The organism is Acetobacter syzygii (genome assembly GCF_000964225.1).
GTDB lineage: Bacteria > Pseudomonadota > Alphaproteobacteria > Acetobacterales > Acetobacteraceae > Acetobacter > Acetobacter syzygii.
Genome location: NZ_BAMZ01000027.1, coordinates 1 through 15195, shown reverse-complemented (window position 1 = coordinate 15195; position 15195 = coordinate 1). Strand labels below are relative to the sequence as shown.

The 15195-nt window shown below is 56.8% G+C and carries 10 protein-coding genes; 9 read left to right on the top strand and 1 reads right to left on the bottom strand.

Annotated elements, in window-relative coordinates; all coding sequences use genetic code 11:
• Positions 1-185 precede the first annotated feature (185 nt).
• The 9 genes from Absy_RS09905 to Absy_RS09865 all read left to right on the top strand — a co-directional run bounded on the left by Absy_RS09905 (position 186) and on the right by Absy_RS09865 (position 13849).
• A complete protein-coding gene (locus tag Absy_RS09905; RefSeq protein ID WP_048854598.1) occupies positions 186-1775 on the top strand; it encodes a 2-isopropylmalate synthase in 1590 nt (529 codons plus the stop codon).
• A 218-nt stretch (positions 1776-1993) separates the two neighbouring features.
• Positions 1994-3040 carry a rod shape-determining protein gene (locus Absy_RS09900; protein ID WP_048854597.1) on the top strand — a complete coding sequence of 349 codons (1047 nt, stop codon included), beginning with the start codon at positions 1994-1996 and terminating at the stop codon, positions 3038-3040.
• Positions 3041-3128: 88 nt separating this feature from the next.
• Entirely contained in the window at positions 3129-4043 is a 915-nt protein-coding gene (gene mreC / locus Absy_RS09895; RefSeq protein WP_048854596.1) for a rod shape-determining protein MreC, read from the top strand.
• Positions 4044-4047: 4 nt separating this feature from the next.
• Entirely contained in the window at positions 4048-4611 is a 564-nt protein-coding gene (locus Absy_RS09890; protein WP_048854595.1) for a hypothetical protein, read from the top strand.
• Between the two features lie 19 nt (positions 4612-4630).
• A complete protein-coding gene (mrdA, locus tag Absy_RS09885) occupies positions 4631-6553 on the top strand; it encodes a penicillin-binding protein 2 (RefSeq protein ID WP_048854594.1) in 1923 nt (640 codons plus the stop codon).
• Positions 6554-6557: 4 nt separating this feature from the next.
• Positions 6558-7712, top strand: coding sequence for a rod shape-determining protein RodA (rodA, locus tag Absy_RS09880; protein ID WP_048854716.1), 1155 nt, complete (start codon positions 6558-6560; stop codon positions 7710-7712).
• Positions 7713-7965: 253 nt separating this feature from the next.
• Positions 7966-9156 (top strand): efflux RND transporter periplasmic adaptor subunit, encoded by a 1191-nt coding sequence (locus Absy_RS09875; protein WP_048854593.1) that lies wholly within the window; start codon positions 7966-7968, stop codon positions 9154-9156.
• Positions 9157-9160: 4 nt separating this feature from the next.
• Positions 9161-12316 carry an efflux RND transporter permease subunit gene (locus Absy_RS09870; protein WP_048854592.1) on the top strand — a complete coding sequence of 1052 codons (3156 nt, stop codon included), beginning with the start codon at positions 9161-9163 and terminating at the stop codon, positions 12314-12316.
• 54 nt (positions 12317-12370) lie between these two features.
• Entirely contained in the window at positions 12371-13849 is a 1479-nt protein-coding gene (locus tag Absy_RS09865; protein WP_048854715.1) for an efflux transporter outer membrane subunit, read from the top strand.
• 62 nt (positions 13850-13911) lie between these two features.
• Here Absy_RS09865 and Absy_RS09860 read toward each other — a convergent pair whose 3' ends face one another.
• Complete coding sequence (locus Absy_RS09860) at positions 13912-15141, bottom strand: tetratricopeptide repeat protein (protein ID WP_048854591.1); 1230 nt, start codon at positions 15139-15141, stop codon at positions 13912-13914.
• Positions 15142-15195 lie beyond the last annotated feature (54 nt).

Below are 15195 nucleotides of genomic sequence, written 5' to 3'. Positions count from 1 at the left end.
GGCGGCGTGGCCTTTCGTCTGGACCTTCTCCTTCGACTTATCTGCCCCTGAGCGATCAGGCTGGCTACGCGCCGCCGCCGCCCAGGGGGTTTTGCAAGTGAGAGCGCCTGTGTGCAGCACAGGCAAATTATAAGGCGTGACAAGCCTTTGGCCGCGCCAGACCAGAATAATTCAGGAACATTTCCATGTCTGCTGATCAGTCCAGCTTTAATCACCCGTCTTTTGGCCGCATGACGCCCGACCGTGTTATTATTTTTGACACCACTTTGCGTGATGGCGAACAGTCCCCCGGTTTTTCCATGAATCTGGCCGAAAAACTGCGCATGGCCGAAGCACTGGCAACCTTGGGTGTGGATGTGATTGAGGCGGGTTTTCCCGTGGCCTCCAAAGGCGATTTTGAATCGGTTAACGAGATTGCCCGCAACACCAAAGGGGTCGTGATCTGCGCACTGGCCCGCAGTGGTGGTGCCAAAGACATTGCCGCTGCTGGCGAGGCATTGGCCCCAGCCGAACGCAAGCGGATTCACAACTTTATCTCCACCTCCCCGCTGCACATGAAGTACAAGTTGCGCATGGAGCCAGAGACTGTTCTGGAGCTGATTACCGCAGGGAATACGGCTGCACGCAACCTGACGGACGATGTGGAATGGTCTGCCGAAGACGGGTCGCGCACCGATCCGGACTTTTTGTGCCGCTGCGTGGAAGCCGCAATCAAAGCTGGGGCAACCACCATCAACATCCCCGATACGGTTGGTTACGCCACCCCTGAAGATATGGAAAAAATCTTTTCCATGGTGCGCGAACGCGTACCCGGTGCGGATCAGGTCATTTTTTCCGCCCATAACCATAACGATCTGGGGCTGGGCGTTGCCAACACACTGGCATCCCTGCGGGGCGGCGCCAGGCAGGTGGAATGTACCATTAACGGCATTGGCGAACGTGCAGGCAACGCTGCGTTGGAAGAAATTGTCATGGCGCTGCGCACCCGCCACGACCAGTACCCCTTTAACACCGGCATCAAAACCACGGACCTGCTCAAGGTCTCGCGCATGTTGGCCACCATCACCAGCTTTGACGTACAGCCCAACAAAGCCATTGTGGGCCGCAACGCCTTTGCCCATGAAAGTGGCATTCATCAGGATGGGGTGCTGAAAAACGCCGCAACCTACGAGATCATGACCCCCGAGAGCGTGGGCTGGAGCCGTTCTGCGCTGGTCATGGGCAAACATTCTGGCCGTGCGGCCTTCCGCGACAAGCTCAAGGCGCTGGGTTATGCAGACATGGATGACATCCGCCTGAACGAAGCCTTCTCCCGCTTCAAGGACTTGGCTGACCGTAAAAAGGTTGTTTACGATGAAGATATTGTCGCACTGGTTGATGACGAAGCCCGTGACCACGACCATATCCGGTTTGCAGCCCTGAGCCTGACATCCGCTTCCGGCAAGCCCTCCCATGTCGATCTGAGCATTCTGGTCGATGGCAAAACTGTGCAGACCAGCGCTGCCGGGAATGGTCCGGTAGATGCCGCCTTTAACGCACTGCGGCAGGCTTTTCCGCACGATGCACGGCTGGCGCTGTTCTCGGTTGGTGCCGTAACGGAAGGCACGGACGCACAGGCCCGCACCACGGTCCGTCTGGAAGAAGATGGCAAGCTGGTCGATGGTCAGGGTGCGGATGCCGATACCGTTGTTTCCGCCGTACGCGCTTACGTGCACGCACTGAACAAACTGCTGGTCAAGCGTGCCCGCACGGCACCGGAAGCCCTGATGGCCTGAGTAAACCCGTGCTCCTGAGGGCAAATACCCTCAGGAGCACGGCAGGCACTGCCCCATACAGGAAAATTATACGGAAGTTTATGGCCGAAGGGCTTGTCTGCCTCGCTATGCCCCGGTAATCCGTGCAAACATATTGACCCAAGCGACCGTTGGGGTCCGTTTTGTTGACCCACCCCCTCCGCACAGTCGCGTAGTGCCGCTTCAACCAGGAGCCCTGGATGTTCTCTCGTCTGCTCGGTCTTATGTCTGCTGACATGGCCATCGATCTCGGTACTGCCAACACCCTTGTGTATGTCAAAGGGCGTGGCATTGTACTGAACGAACCCTCGGTTGTGGCGATTGCGGACATACGTGGCAAAAAGCAGCTTCTGGCCGTAGGGGAAGAAGCCAAGCAGATGGTCGGACGGACTCCGGGCAATATTGCCGCCATCCGCCCGATGCGCGATGGGGTGATTGCCGACTTTGATGTTGCGGAAGAAATGATCAAACATTTCATTCGCAAAGTGCATAACCGCAGGGCTTTTGCCAGCCCGCAGATTATTGTGTGCGTTCCATCCGGCTCTACGGCGGTGGAACGGCGCGCCATTCAGGAAAGTGCGGAAAGTGCGGGTGCACGCAGGGTCCTGCTGATTGAAGAACCCATGGCCGCAGCCATTGGTGCGGGCCTGCCGGTAACAGAGCCTTCTGGCAGCATGATTGTGGATATTGGTGGCGGCACCACGGAAGTAGCCGTTATCTCGCTTGGGGGTATTGTGTATGCCCGCTCGGTGCGCGTTGGTGGGGATAAAATGGATGAAGCCATTATTTCCTACATCCGCCGGGCCTATAACCTGCTGATCGGGGAAAGCTCGGCCGAGCGGATTAAAATTAACCTTGGCGCTGCCATTCCGCCTGATGACCCGGATGACAGCGGCCCATGGCTGGACGTTAAGGGCCGCGACCTGATCAATGGTGTTCCGCGGGAGGTTCAGGTTTCTCAGGCCCAGATTGCCGAGAGTCTGATGGAGCCGATCAGCCAGATTGTAGAAGCAGTCAAAACCGCACTGGAAAACACGCCACCTGAACTGGCGGCTGATATTGTTGATAAAGGCATTGTCCTGACCGGCGGCGGCGCTCTACTCTACCGCATGAGCGATGTGCTGCGCTTAGCAACAGGTCTGCCCGTTACCGTAGCGGAAGATGCCCTGTCCTGCGTGGCGCTGGGAACTGGGCGGGCACTGGAAGAAATCAAGCGTCTGCGCAACGTACTGACCACCATGTACTAAACTCCCAGCTCATCGCCATGGCCATGATTTGCGGCACATGGCTGAGTCTGGTCCTTCATGCCGTCAGATAAAGGGCATCCGGTTTTCCATGGTCCCGGTTTCCATTCAGGTAAGGCAGGCACTGAGCAAACTGGTTCTTCCGGTTCTGCTGCTCATGTCTGTCGGGATCATTATTGCCGGGCAGGCGGACCGTCCGCTGGCCGACAGGGCGCGGATGCGTGTAGCCGATGTGCTGGCTCCCTTTTGGAATCTGCTCTCGCGTACACAGACTGACAGCGAGCGTCTGGTCCACGGGTTAAAGGAAGCCCGCAACCTGTCCGAAGAAAACCACCGGTTAAGCGTGGAAAATGCCAACCTCCGGCGGTGGTACGAAGTTGCGGTCTCCCTCGCGCGGGAGAACGATGCCCTTAAAACCGAACTGCACTGGGTACCAGAACCCACACCTGCCTTTGTAACAGGTCGGGTTGTAGCAGATAGCGGTGGTATTTATGCGCGCGCTGTATTGCTGGTTGCTGGCACAAGCAGCGGTGTGCAAACAGGCAATATTGCCCTTGCCGCCAATGGGCTGGCTGGCCGCGTAACCGAGGTTGGCGCGCACGCGGCCCGTATTCTGCTGATTACCGACATTGCCAGCCGCCTGCCCGTGGAGCTGGAATCCAGCCATGCCACAGCTATTATGGTGGGGGATAATTCCCCCCTGCCCCGCCTGCTCTACTACTCGCAGGATACCCGCCCCATAGAGGGTGAACGGGTTGTTACATCCGATCAGGCTGGGGCATTCCCCTCCGGCATTCCCATAGGCAGTGTGCATTACCTGCACCCCGGCCAGCCCGTGGTGCAGCCTTTTGCCCGACTGGACCGGCTGACCATGCTCCGCGTGTTCGACTTTGGACAATCCGAAATCGAACCCCCCGAAGCCCCCGGTCATGTGCCGCTCACCCGTCCGCACCGTGCCCTGACCCTGCCTTTTAAAACACTGCTGGGTCCGGGGCAGGAGGGATAGCGCCATGTCTGACCCTCATCAGCCCCGCTGGGACCATAACGCCGAAACGCAACTGACCTCCCGCCAGCGACTCGACCGTACGGCGCGCCATCTTTTGCCCTCCGTGTTTACGGCGCTGGTCATTATTTTTTTCTCCGCCCCTGTTACCATTCCCGGAGCGGCAGAGTTGCTCCCGGCCATTGTTATCAACACAATTTTTTTCTGGTCGGTGTGGCGTCCATCGGGAATGCCCTCACTGGCGGTGTTCCTGCTTGGACTTTTTATGGATCTTGTGGGGTTTACACCGTTGGGGGTGAGCGCCTTTATTCTTTTATTGGTGCACGGAATTGGCAACTACGCCCGTTTTGGCCTTATGCGGCTGAATTTTTTACTGGTCTGGTGCCTGTTCGGACTGGTAGGAGCGGCAGCCGCAGCATTGCAGTGGGCACTTGCCTGCCTGTTCCGCCTTCATCTGCTCGATCCGGCACCTGCCTTTTTTGAAGCCTTGCTCTGCATAGGGGTTTATCCGTTGCTTTCCGCCACTTTCTCGTGGTTCCTGCATATTCTGGACGAGAAGGACACGCCATGACCGCATGGGAGGTACTCCCATGTGGCTAAAGCGGCGTAAACGCGACAACCGCCGCTTAATGCCAATCCGTGATCAGAAGGATCCGGCACGCGGTGTTTTTACCCGCCGCGCCCTGCTGTGCATGGCTGTGCAGGCTGGCGCCATGGGCGAACTGGCCCGCCGCCTGTACCATATCCAGATCAACGATGGTGACCACTACGCCCGCATGGCAGCCAATAACCGGGTTAGCAAACGCCTGCTGGCCCCACCACGCGGTCGTATTGTTGACCGTTATGGCATAGCCCTTGCCAATAATAAGGAAAACTGGCGCGCCCTCCTTATGCCGGAGGAAACAACAGATGTGACCGGCATAATCGAGCGCTTTTCCGCCCTTATTCCGCTTGATGAACGCGACCGCAACCGCATAGCCCGCGAACTGCGCCACCAGCGCCGGTTTGTGCCTGTTATGCTGCGGGACTTCCTCTCGTGGGATGAGATGGCGCGCATTGAACTCAATGCCCCGTCCCTCCCCGGTGTGCTCATTGATGTGGGGACACGCCGCGTTTACCCCGAGGGGGAACTGCTGGCACATATTATTGGCTATGTTGCCCCCCCTAACGAGAACGATGTCGCCCACTCCACCCTGCTGGCCCTACCCGGAATGCGGGTCGGACGGGCAGGCATAGAGCAGAATCAGGACGAAAAACTGCGTGGCACCGCAGGCTCGGTCGAGATGGAAGTCAACGCCGTGGGCCGCGTGATTTCCGAACTGAACCGTGAAGAAGGCGTACCGGGGGAAGAAATTTCCCTGACCATAGACCGCGGGCTGCAACAAAGGGTGCTCAACCACATAGGGGACCAGACTGCCTCCGCCGTGGTTATGGACTGCCATAATGGCGAGGTGCTGGCCATGGTCAGCACCCCTTCGTTCGACCCTTCCCTTTTTGACAGCGGCGTTAGCCATGCCCAGTGGATTGAATGGACCAACAACCAGCACACGCCGCTGATCAACAAGGCCGTAGCGGGCGTGTACCCACCGGGTTCCACCTTTAAACCCGCCGTAGCCATGGCGGCACTGGAATCGGGGCTGGTCTCCCCCACTGACCGGGTATTCTGCCCCGGTCATCTGGATGTGGGGGGAACACGTTTTCATTGCTGGTCACGCTGGGGGCATGGGTCCGTGGACCTGCATCTTGCGCTCAAATACTCCTGCGACGTTTATTTTTACGAAATAGCGCGCCGCATCGGCATGGACCGCATAGCCCAGACAGCCCACCGTATGGGGCTGGGTGTCCCGCTGGATATTGAACTGCCGCATACCCGCTCCGGGCTTATTCCCACCCCTGCATGGCGGCAGGCCCACCACCACCACTGGAATGGGGGGGACACCATTGTCAGCGGTATCGGGCAGGGGTTCATTCAGGTCACACCCCTGCAACTGGCAACCTATACCGCACGTATGGCTACGGGCCGGGCTGTGCAGCCACACCTTATGCGCGCTGTTAACGGCGAACTTAGCCCCATGGCAAACCCGGACAACTGGCCCAGCCTGAACATGCCGGAAAAATACCTGCAGGCTTTACGCGCGGGCATGTTTGCAGTGGTCAACGAACCCCACGGCACCGCCCCCAAAGCACAGTTGGACCTGCCGGGCATGGCCATGGCGGGCAAGACCGGCTCGGCTCAGGTGCGCCATGTCTCCCGCGCCCTGCGTGAGAGCGGGCATTTTAATTCCGCCAACCTGCCGTGGGAATATCGGCCACACGCCCTGTTTATCTGCTTTGCCCCCTACGATGCTCCACGCTACGCTGTGTCGGTCGTAATTGAGCATGGCAACGCCGGGGCAGATGCCGCCGCACCTCTTGCCCGCAATATCATGCGCGATACGCTGCTGCGTGACCCCTCCAACCATACAACACCGCCGCCCGAAAACGTGGCCAACGCGGATGACAGCTTTGAATAGTCCCATCAGGTTCCACAAGCGCCTGTTACGGGCGGAACCGAGCTTTCGGCTTATGGCCAAGCTCTGGCGGATCAGCTGGTTGTATGTTCTGCTTATCTGCGCACTGGCTGGTATTGGGTACATCACGCTCTATTCTGCCGGTGGCGGAATGCCCTACCCTTTTGCAGCACCGCAGGCAGCACGCTTTGCCGTTGGGCTGGTTCTGATGGTGACCGTGGCCATGCTGCCCCCCCACCTGCTCATGCGGGCATCATGGGGGATGTATGCTCTCTCCCTGGTGTTGCTGGTGGCCGTGCTGCACATGGGCCACGTTGGCAAAGGTGCGGAACGCTGGCTGATGGTTGGCGGACTTCAGATCCAGCCATCCGAATTTGCCAAGATCGCACTTGTTGCCGTGTTGGCCACATGGTTTTCACGCATGGATTATGCCCGTATGGGCAACCCGCTGTGGCTTATTCCACCCGCCATTATGGTGCTTCTGCCCGTTGGACTGGTTCTGAAAGAACCTAATCTGGGCACAGCGGTCATTATTGGCGGCATTGGCGCCACTATGTTTTTTACTGCGGGGATGCGCCTGTGGCAGATCCTGCTGCTGATCCTGCCCGTGCCATCACTTATCCAGTTTGCCTATGGGCATCTGCATGATTACCAGAAAGCCCGCATTACCACCTTTCTCCACCCCGAGAACGACCCTCTGGGAGCTGGATACAATATTATCCAGTCCAAAATAGCGCTGGGTTCGGGCGGGATGTGGGGGCAGGGATACCTGCATGGCTCGCAGGGACAACTTAACTTTCTGCCCGAAAAACAGACAGACTTCATTTTTACCATGATTGCCGAAGAATGGGGGTTTATTGGCGCGGTAGCTGTTATTGCCCTGCTTGTTCTGCTGATTATGGGCGGCATGATCATGGCCATTCGCTGCCGCAACCGTTTTGGCCGGTTAATTGCGCTGGGCATCAGCATGAATTTTTTCTTCTACTGCCTGGTCAACCTGTCCATGGTTATGGGGGCAATCCCTGTAGGAGGGGTGCCTTTGCCGCTGGTTTCCTACGGGGGGTCGGCCATGCTGAACGTTATGCTGGGGTTTGGTCTGCTGCTCTCAACCTGGGTTCATCGCGACACACGGCTGGACGAAAACAACAGCAAGACCGCCTGACACCCGCCTTAAAGCTTGTGTTTTTGAGCTGATCTGCTCTTGACTTGATGCGGCTGGACTTTTAGCTTGCACCTTAAAGGTAACACTTAGTACTGTTTTTTCACCTTCATTTTCCACTCTTGTTTTCTCCACGCGGCAGCCTCTGGCTCAAGCTCTCCCAAGGCTCTGGACATGGTGCATTACTCCAGTTCCAGCCAAAGCGGGCCAACCTGATACGTGCAGAAAACCCTTCAACAAACAGGGCCACACCAAAGTGACAACACACACTTTTTCTCTTCGTCCGGTCCTGCTCTGCACGGTTGCCCTATTTGCTCTGGAAGGCTGTAAACGCCAGCAGAGCGCACCGCAGATGCCGCCTCAGGCTGTTGGCGTTGTAACTTTGCAACCCCAACCTGTGAGCGTGCACACCAGCCTGCCCGGCCGTACAGATGCGTTTGAAATTGCTCAGGTCCGCCCACAGGTTACAGGCGTTGTGCTCAAGCGCCTGTTTGTGGAAGGCTCCGACGTGGTAGCCGGCCAGCAGCTCTATCAGATCGACCCCGCCCGTTATAAAGCCGTGTACGATACCGCCCGCGGGCAACTGGCTCAGGCCATGGCCGTAGATGGCACAGCTCTGGCCAAGGTCAAACGCTACAAGCAGCTTGTACGCGAACACGCCGTAAGCCAGCAGGATTATGATGATGCGGTTGCTGCCGAAAAACAGGCCCGTGGGCAGATTGAAAGCGCTCAGGGGCAGGTGGAAAGTGCTCAGGTCAACCTTGGTTACACCAAGATGTATGCCCCCATTTCCGGGCGGATTGGCCGCACGCTCATAACCGTTGGCGCTCTGGTCACGGCCGAGCAGACGAGCAACACAGCCATTATTACCCGACTTGACCCGATTTACGTGGACGTCAATCTGCCAGCCATTACCCTGCTGCGCCTCAAGCGCGAAGTGGCAGAAGGGCGGATCAAACGTCAGGATAATGGGGAAGTCCCCGTGACCCTGACACTCGAAGATGGCTCCCCTTACGAGTTCAAGGGTCACATGGCGCTGGCCGAAGTCAATGTGGATACAACCACCTCCACCGTTATTGTGCGTGCCATTATGCCCAACCCGCAAAAGCTGCTGTTGCCAGGCATGTACGTCCACGCTGAACTGGACGAAGGTGTGGACCCCAACGCCCTGCTCATCCCGCAGGAAGCTGTAAGCCGTAACACCCATGGGGACCCGCAGGTATGGGTTGTGCAGCCTGACAGCACGGTTGCCCTACGCCAGATCAAGATTGGTATGGCCATTGGCACCAACTGGCTTGCAACCGATGGCGTTAAGGCAGGCGAGCGCGTAGTGGTCAGTGGCACCCAGAAAATAAATCCCGGAGACAAGGTCACAGTTCTGGATAGTAAACCGAAGGCTGACTCACCCACCGGCACCACCGCACAGCCAGCGCAAAAAGGGCAGTAAATCCATGTCGCTCTCGCGCTTTTTTATCAACCGCCCCATTTTTGCCTGGGTGATCAGCCTGATCATCATGCTGTTTGGCGGGCTGTCCATCCTGCGGCTGCCCATTGCCCAGTACCCCAGCATTGCTCCACCCCAGATCGCCATTACCGTCACCTACCCCGGCGCATCAGCCGATACGGTGAACGATACGGTCGTGCGCCCCATACTCCAGCAGATGTTTGGTCTGGACCATCTGGAATATATTTCGGCCCAGTCCTATGCCTCCGGGCAAATGGAAATCGACCTGACCTTTGAACAGGGCACAAATCCTGACATTGCGCAGGTGCAGGTGCAGAACAAGCTCCAGCTTGCACAACCAAAACTCCCACAGGAAGTCACCGCGCAGGGGCTGAGCATTACCAAAGCGGTCAAGAACTTCATGCTGGTTCTGGCCTTTATCTCCACCAACAACAGCATGACCGGTTCCGATATTGCCGATTATGTTGCTTCCAACATTTCCGACCCGCTCAGCCGTGTAACCGGCGTTGGCGATCACACACTGTTCGGCTCCGAATACGCTATGCGGATCTGGCTGGACCCCAACAAGCTGTTCAACTACGCCCTGACCGTGCGGGACGTGGAAACCGCCATCCAGACCCAGAACATTCAGGTCTCCTCGGGTGAGCTGGGTGGCCTGCCAGCCCGCAAGGACATCCGGCTGGATGCCACAATTATTGGGCCAACCCGCCTGACATCGGCTGGAGAGTTTGAGAAAATTCTGCTCAAGGTCCAACCTGATGGCTCGCAGGTGCGCATCAAGGATGTGGCACGGGTGGAACTGGGGCCACAGACCTACAACACATCCTCTTACTACAATAACCACCCGGCATCGGGCATGGCGCTCAAACTCGCACCGGGTGCCAACCAGATTTCGACCGAAGCTGCGGTGCGCGCCAAAATTGACGAGCTGGAACAGTTTTTCCCGCCGGGGCTGAAGACCGTTTATCCGCTGGATACCGAGCCGTTTATTACCCTTTCCATTGAAGAAGTGGTCATTACCCTGCTCGAAGCCATTGGGCTGGTCTTTCTGGTCATGCTGGTGTTTCTCCAGAACTTCCGCGCAACGCTTATTCCCACCATTGCCGTGCCTGTGGTGCTGCTTGGCACCTTTGGGCTGCTCAACATCTTCGGCTTTTCCATCAATACCCTGACCATGCTGGCCATGGTGCTGGCCGTGGGCCTGCTGGTGGATGATGCCATTGTGGTGGTGGAAAATGTTGAACGTGTGATGTCGGAGAAAAAACTCTCCCCCATTGAGGCCGCCCGTGTCTCCATGGACGAAATCTCCGGCGCACTGGTTGGTATTGTGCTTGTGCTTACGGCCGTGTTTTTGCCCATGGCGGCTTTTTCCGGTTCTGTAGGGGTTATCTACCGCCAGTTCTCCATTACCATTGTTTCGGCCATGTGGCTCTCGGTGCTGGTTGCCATGGTGCTGACCCCGGCTCTGTGCGCCACCATGCTCAAGCCCGGCACACATGTTAAAACAACCGGGCTGGCAGGCTGGTTCAACCGCAACTTTGACCGCCTGACCAATGGCTACCTTAACGGTGTGCGCAAGCTGATCTCCTCTACAGCGCTGTCCATTCTATGCTTTGTGCTGATCAGTGCTCTGGCTGGTTACCTGTTTACCCGCCTGCCCAGCGGCTTTTTGCCAGATGAAGATCAGGGGCTGATCTTTGGTCAGGTAACCCTGCCCCCTAACACCCCCATGGAACAGACCACAAAGCTGAACCGTGAAATTACGGATTACATTCTCAAATCCGAAAAAGGGCTTGTTGAATCCGTCTATGCCATTAGCGGCTTTAACTTTGCTGGTCAGGGCCAGAACTCCGGCGCGTTCTTTATCCGCCTGAAAGACTGGAAAGACCGGCCTCTGGCATCGCAGACATCCGCCGCCATTGCACAGCGGATTATGATGCACTACTGGTTTGACCCGCGCGCCCAAATTTTTGCGATCAACCCACCCGCAGTGTTGGAACTGGGTAACGCCACAGGCTTTGACCTTGAACTCGAAGACCGCGGCCATGTTGGCCACCAGCAGTTGCTGGCGGCACGTAACATGGTGCTTGGCCTTGCCAGCCAGGACCGACGCCTGATGGCTGTCCGCCCCAATGGTATGGAAGATGCCTCCCAGTACCATCTGGACATCGACCGCGAAAAAGCCAACGCGCTTGGTATTACAATTGATGACATCAACACAACGATCGAAGGGGCTTTGGGGTCGATCTACGTCAACCAGTTTACCCGCAACGACCGTGTTAAACAGGTTTACATTCAGGGTGATCTGGACTCCCGCATGTTACCGCAGGATCTGGATAAATGGTACATCCGCACCAACACCAATACACTAGCACCCCTTAACGCCTTTATCCGCGGTTACTGGCTGACTGGCCCGCAAAAAGTCGAGGATTACAACGGCCTGAACGCCTTTGAAATTCTGGGCCAGCCCGCTGCCGGTTATAGCTCGGGGGATTCCCTTACCGCGATCAAGGATATTCTGAAAAAACTGCCCGAAGGTATTGGGTACGAATGGACCGGCCTTTCTTATGAGGAAATTTCCTCCGGCTCCTCCACCGGCCCGCTCTACGCACTGGCCAGCCTTGTTATTCTTTTGTGCCTTGCTGCACTGTACGAAAGCTGGGCCATTCCTTTTGCGGTCATGCTGGTGATTCCACTGGGCATTTTGGGGTCCATTGCCGCCACCTTGTGGCGGGATATGAATAACGACGTGTACTTTCAGGTCGGGCTGCTCACCACTGTCGGGCTGGCGGTTAAAAACGCCATTCTTATTGTGGAGTTTGCCAAAGCCGCCTTTGAACGTGGCGAAACCTTGGAAGACGCAGTCATTACCGCAGCGCGCGAACGCCTGCGCCCCATTCTGATGACCTCCATTGCCTTTGTGGTCGGTGTGTTCCCGCTTGCCATTGCTACGGGGGCAGGCTCCGCCTCCCGCGTGGCCATTGGCACGGCCGTGGTCGGGGGTATGGCCACCGCAACACTTCTGGCCATTTACTTTGTGCCTGTCTTCTTTGTTCTGGTTCTGCGTGTCTTCCACGTCAAACGCCAGAGCGAACGCAAACAGGTCGCACCTTCAGTCCAGACCGCAACCGGGAACGAATAAGATATGGCTCCTCAGTCCTTTTTTGGTCGCCCCTTGCGGCTCCGTTCTGTGGTTATGGCTGTTGCGGCTACACAGGCACTCTCCGCGTGTACCATGATTCCCAAATACACGCGGCCGACACCGCCGTTGGCCACAACATGGCCCGGCTATGCCAAAACGGGGGAAAGCATCTTACCCAAAGTGGCAGCAGATATTGGCTGGCGTGATTTTTTTGTAGACCCACGTCTGCAGGCCCTGATCAGCATTGCCCTGCGTGAAAACCGCGACCTACGCACATCCGCCGCCAACATTGCCACCGCACAGGGGCAGTATGATGTGCAACACGCAGGCTTGTTCCCCACCATTTCCGCAACCGGGGGGCCAATGTATCAGGCTCCGTCTGATGCGGCAGGTCTAAGCTTTGCACCAGGGCTAGATACCGACAAAACCGGTTCTGGTATGGCGCGTAACCCGTTCCGCTACTACTCCGGTGGGATTGGTTTTTCGTCTTACGAGATTGATCTGTTCGGTCGTATCCGCTCACTAACCAAGGAAGCCGCTGAACGCGCCCTGTACCAGCAGGAAAACATGCGCGGCATGGTCATCAGCATCGTCTCACAGGTCGCCATGGCGTATATTACATGGCTGGGCGACAGGGATACTCTGGCACTGGCCGAGAGCACTCTGGCCAGCCAGCAGAACAGCCTGAAGCTGACGCAGGACAAATACAACCATGGCGAGGAAAACCTGCTGACCGTCCGTCAGCTGGAAACGCAGGTGCAACAAAGCGCCACCCTGCGCACCGATGCACTCCGCAAGGTGGAACAGGACGAAAATCTGATCACCCTGCTGATTGGCTCCCCCATTCCGCAGAACCTGCCTGCCCCGCTTCCGCTGGGCCAGCAGTCCGTTCTGGCCGACCTCCCTGCGGGGCTTCCCTCTGACCTGCTGGCCCGCAGGCCAGATATTACCGCAGCAGAACATGACCTGCTCTCCTCGCAGGCAAGTATTGGTGCAGCCCGTGCAGCATTTTTCCCACGCCTGACGCTTACGGCAACAGATGGTGTCTCCAGCCTTCAGTTCCACAAGATGTTTACTTCGGCTGCAACAACATGGGGCCTTAACCCCAGCCTCCAGATCCCACTTTGGACGTGGGGAATGAACAGCGGCAACCTCAAAGCCGCCAAAGCCACCCGGGATGGCAAAATTGCTGCCTATGAAAAAACCGTGCAAACTGCCTTCCGCGAGGTTGCCGATGCCCTTGCCGCGCGCAAAGCCTACCTGGACGAAAACAACCAGATGAGCAATCTGGTCAGTGCAGCGGGTGATGCGTACCGTCTGGCCAAACTTCGTTATGAGACAGGGACAGATTCCTACCTGACCACACTGGACTCACAACGCTACTACCTTCAGGCACAGCAGTCCCAGATTACTGTTGCGGTTGCAAAATACCAGAACCTTGTCACCATTTACCGCGCATTGGGCGGTGGCTGGAAGGAAAGCAGCGCACCAGCAAGTCGGGTTATCAACCCCACGCCACAAAAAGCCGGATAGAAGACACACCAATAAAAAAGGCCGCTTTTCAGCGGCCTTTTTTATAACATCTGCAAAAACTCTTAGTGTGTGGTTGCAGGCTGACCAAGCTTAAGCACCCAAAGCTGGGCAATATCGTAAGCGCCATTGTCCCCGGCAACACTCTTCAGGGTCTGAATGGCCTCGGCTTTGTTTCCTGCCTGCATCTGGGCAAGGCCAAGGTGCAAACGGGCTATGTTGGGGTCGGTCACCCCTTTGGTAATGGCCTGCTGCATCAGAGCCAGCCCTTTAGGGGCCTGACCAAAGGTGACGTAATTATAACCAACATTCAGCAGTTCATTACCCGATGTCTGGGCAAGTGCTGCTTTTTCATCCGCTTCAATAGACGCCTTTTTGGCAGCAACCGTTTTTTCAACCAGTGCTTTCAGGCGAGCCTGGCGTGCAGCTTCTGCCCCCTGACCAAGAACGCCCTGCTGGTACCCCTGATTCATCAGGTCCAGTGCCAGTTGCGGCATATGCCCCTGCATGGCAATTTCGGTCATTTCCATAAAGTCGCGCGCAGTGGAAACATCCCCTACGGCCAAACGGATACGGTAAACATCCAACTGCAAGGAGGGGGGAATTTTTGTGTTAACTACCAGCTCATGCAGCAAAAGCGCCCAATATTCCTTTTTGGGGTAATAGGTCGCGAGCAACACGTAAGCATGCGTTGCCGTTGTGGAATCCTTAAGGGCCGTAGCGCTGGCTGCCAGCATCTGCAACTGGGATTCAACCGGCCTCTGCCCGGCCTTAACCACCTGTGCAATGCCCGGTGTTAGAACTTTTACCGTATTTGCATAATCTTTTTGCAAATAATATGACTGCGCAAGCAGTGTTTCCATCTGCGGGTTGGGGCCAGCTTCTTTCAGGTAACGTTGGATAGCTTCGGCCGCCTTGGGATAATCCTTGGCATTATAAGCCATTGTCCCTTCCGACATCAGCATCTGGTTTTTCAGATTGCGTGGTGTACGGGGGGATGCAATCAGCTTTTCGTAAGCTGCTGTTGCTTCGGCCACATTCCCAGCCTGCGAGGCAACAGCCGCACGCATTTGGGCAATGGTATAATCTTCGTAAGCTGTTTTATCTTTTACCGCATCAGCCTGATTAACTGCCGCGAGTGCCTTGGCATAATCATGCGCGCCCAAAGCGCTTTGGGCTTTCTGCAGGGCGGTGCCAACTGGCTGGCCCAGAGTATCCGCCGCATACGCCGCCGGAACGGCAAGAGAGAAAACAGTCGCGGAACACAGCAGGCCCCGCACAAAACGCATGGTCATGGTCTTAACACTCCCTTACTGATCGACGAACTGTTCCTGCCCGACGATACCCAT

Coding starts and splice junctions, on each gene's coding strand:
- Absy_RS09905 (WP_048854598.1), top strand. CDS start 186: ATGTCTGCTGATCAGTCCAGCTTTAATCACCCGTCTTTTGGCCGCATG.
- Absy_RS09900 (WP_048854597.1), top strand. CDS start 1,994: ATGTTCTCTCGTCTGCTCGGTCTTATGTCTGCTGACATGGCCATCGAT.
- mreC (WP_048854596.1), top strand. CDS start 3,129: ATGGTCCCGGTTTCCATTCAGGTAAGGCAGGCACTGAGCAAACTGGTT.
- Absy_RS09890 (WP_048854595.1), top strand. CDS start 4,048: ATGTCTGACCCTCATCAGCCCCGCTGGGACCATAACGCCGAAACGCAA.
- mrdA (WP_048854594.1), top strand. CDS start 4,631: ATGTGGCTAAAGCGGCGTAAACGCGACAACCGCCGCTTAATGCCAATC.
- Absy_RS09870 (WP_048854592.1), top strand. CDS start 9,161: ATGTCGCTCTCGCGCTTTTTTATCAACCGCCCCATTTTTGCCTGGGTG.
- Absy_RS09865 (WP_048854715.1), top strand. CDS start 12,371: ATGGCTGTTGCGGCTACACAGGCACTCTCCGCGTGTACCATGATTCCC.
- Absy_RS09860 (WP_048854591.1), bottom strand. CDS start 15,141: ATGACCATGCGTTTTGTGCGGGGCCTGCTGTGTTCCGCGACTGTTTTC.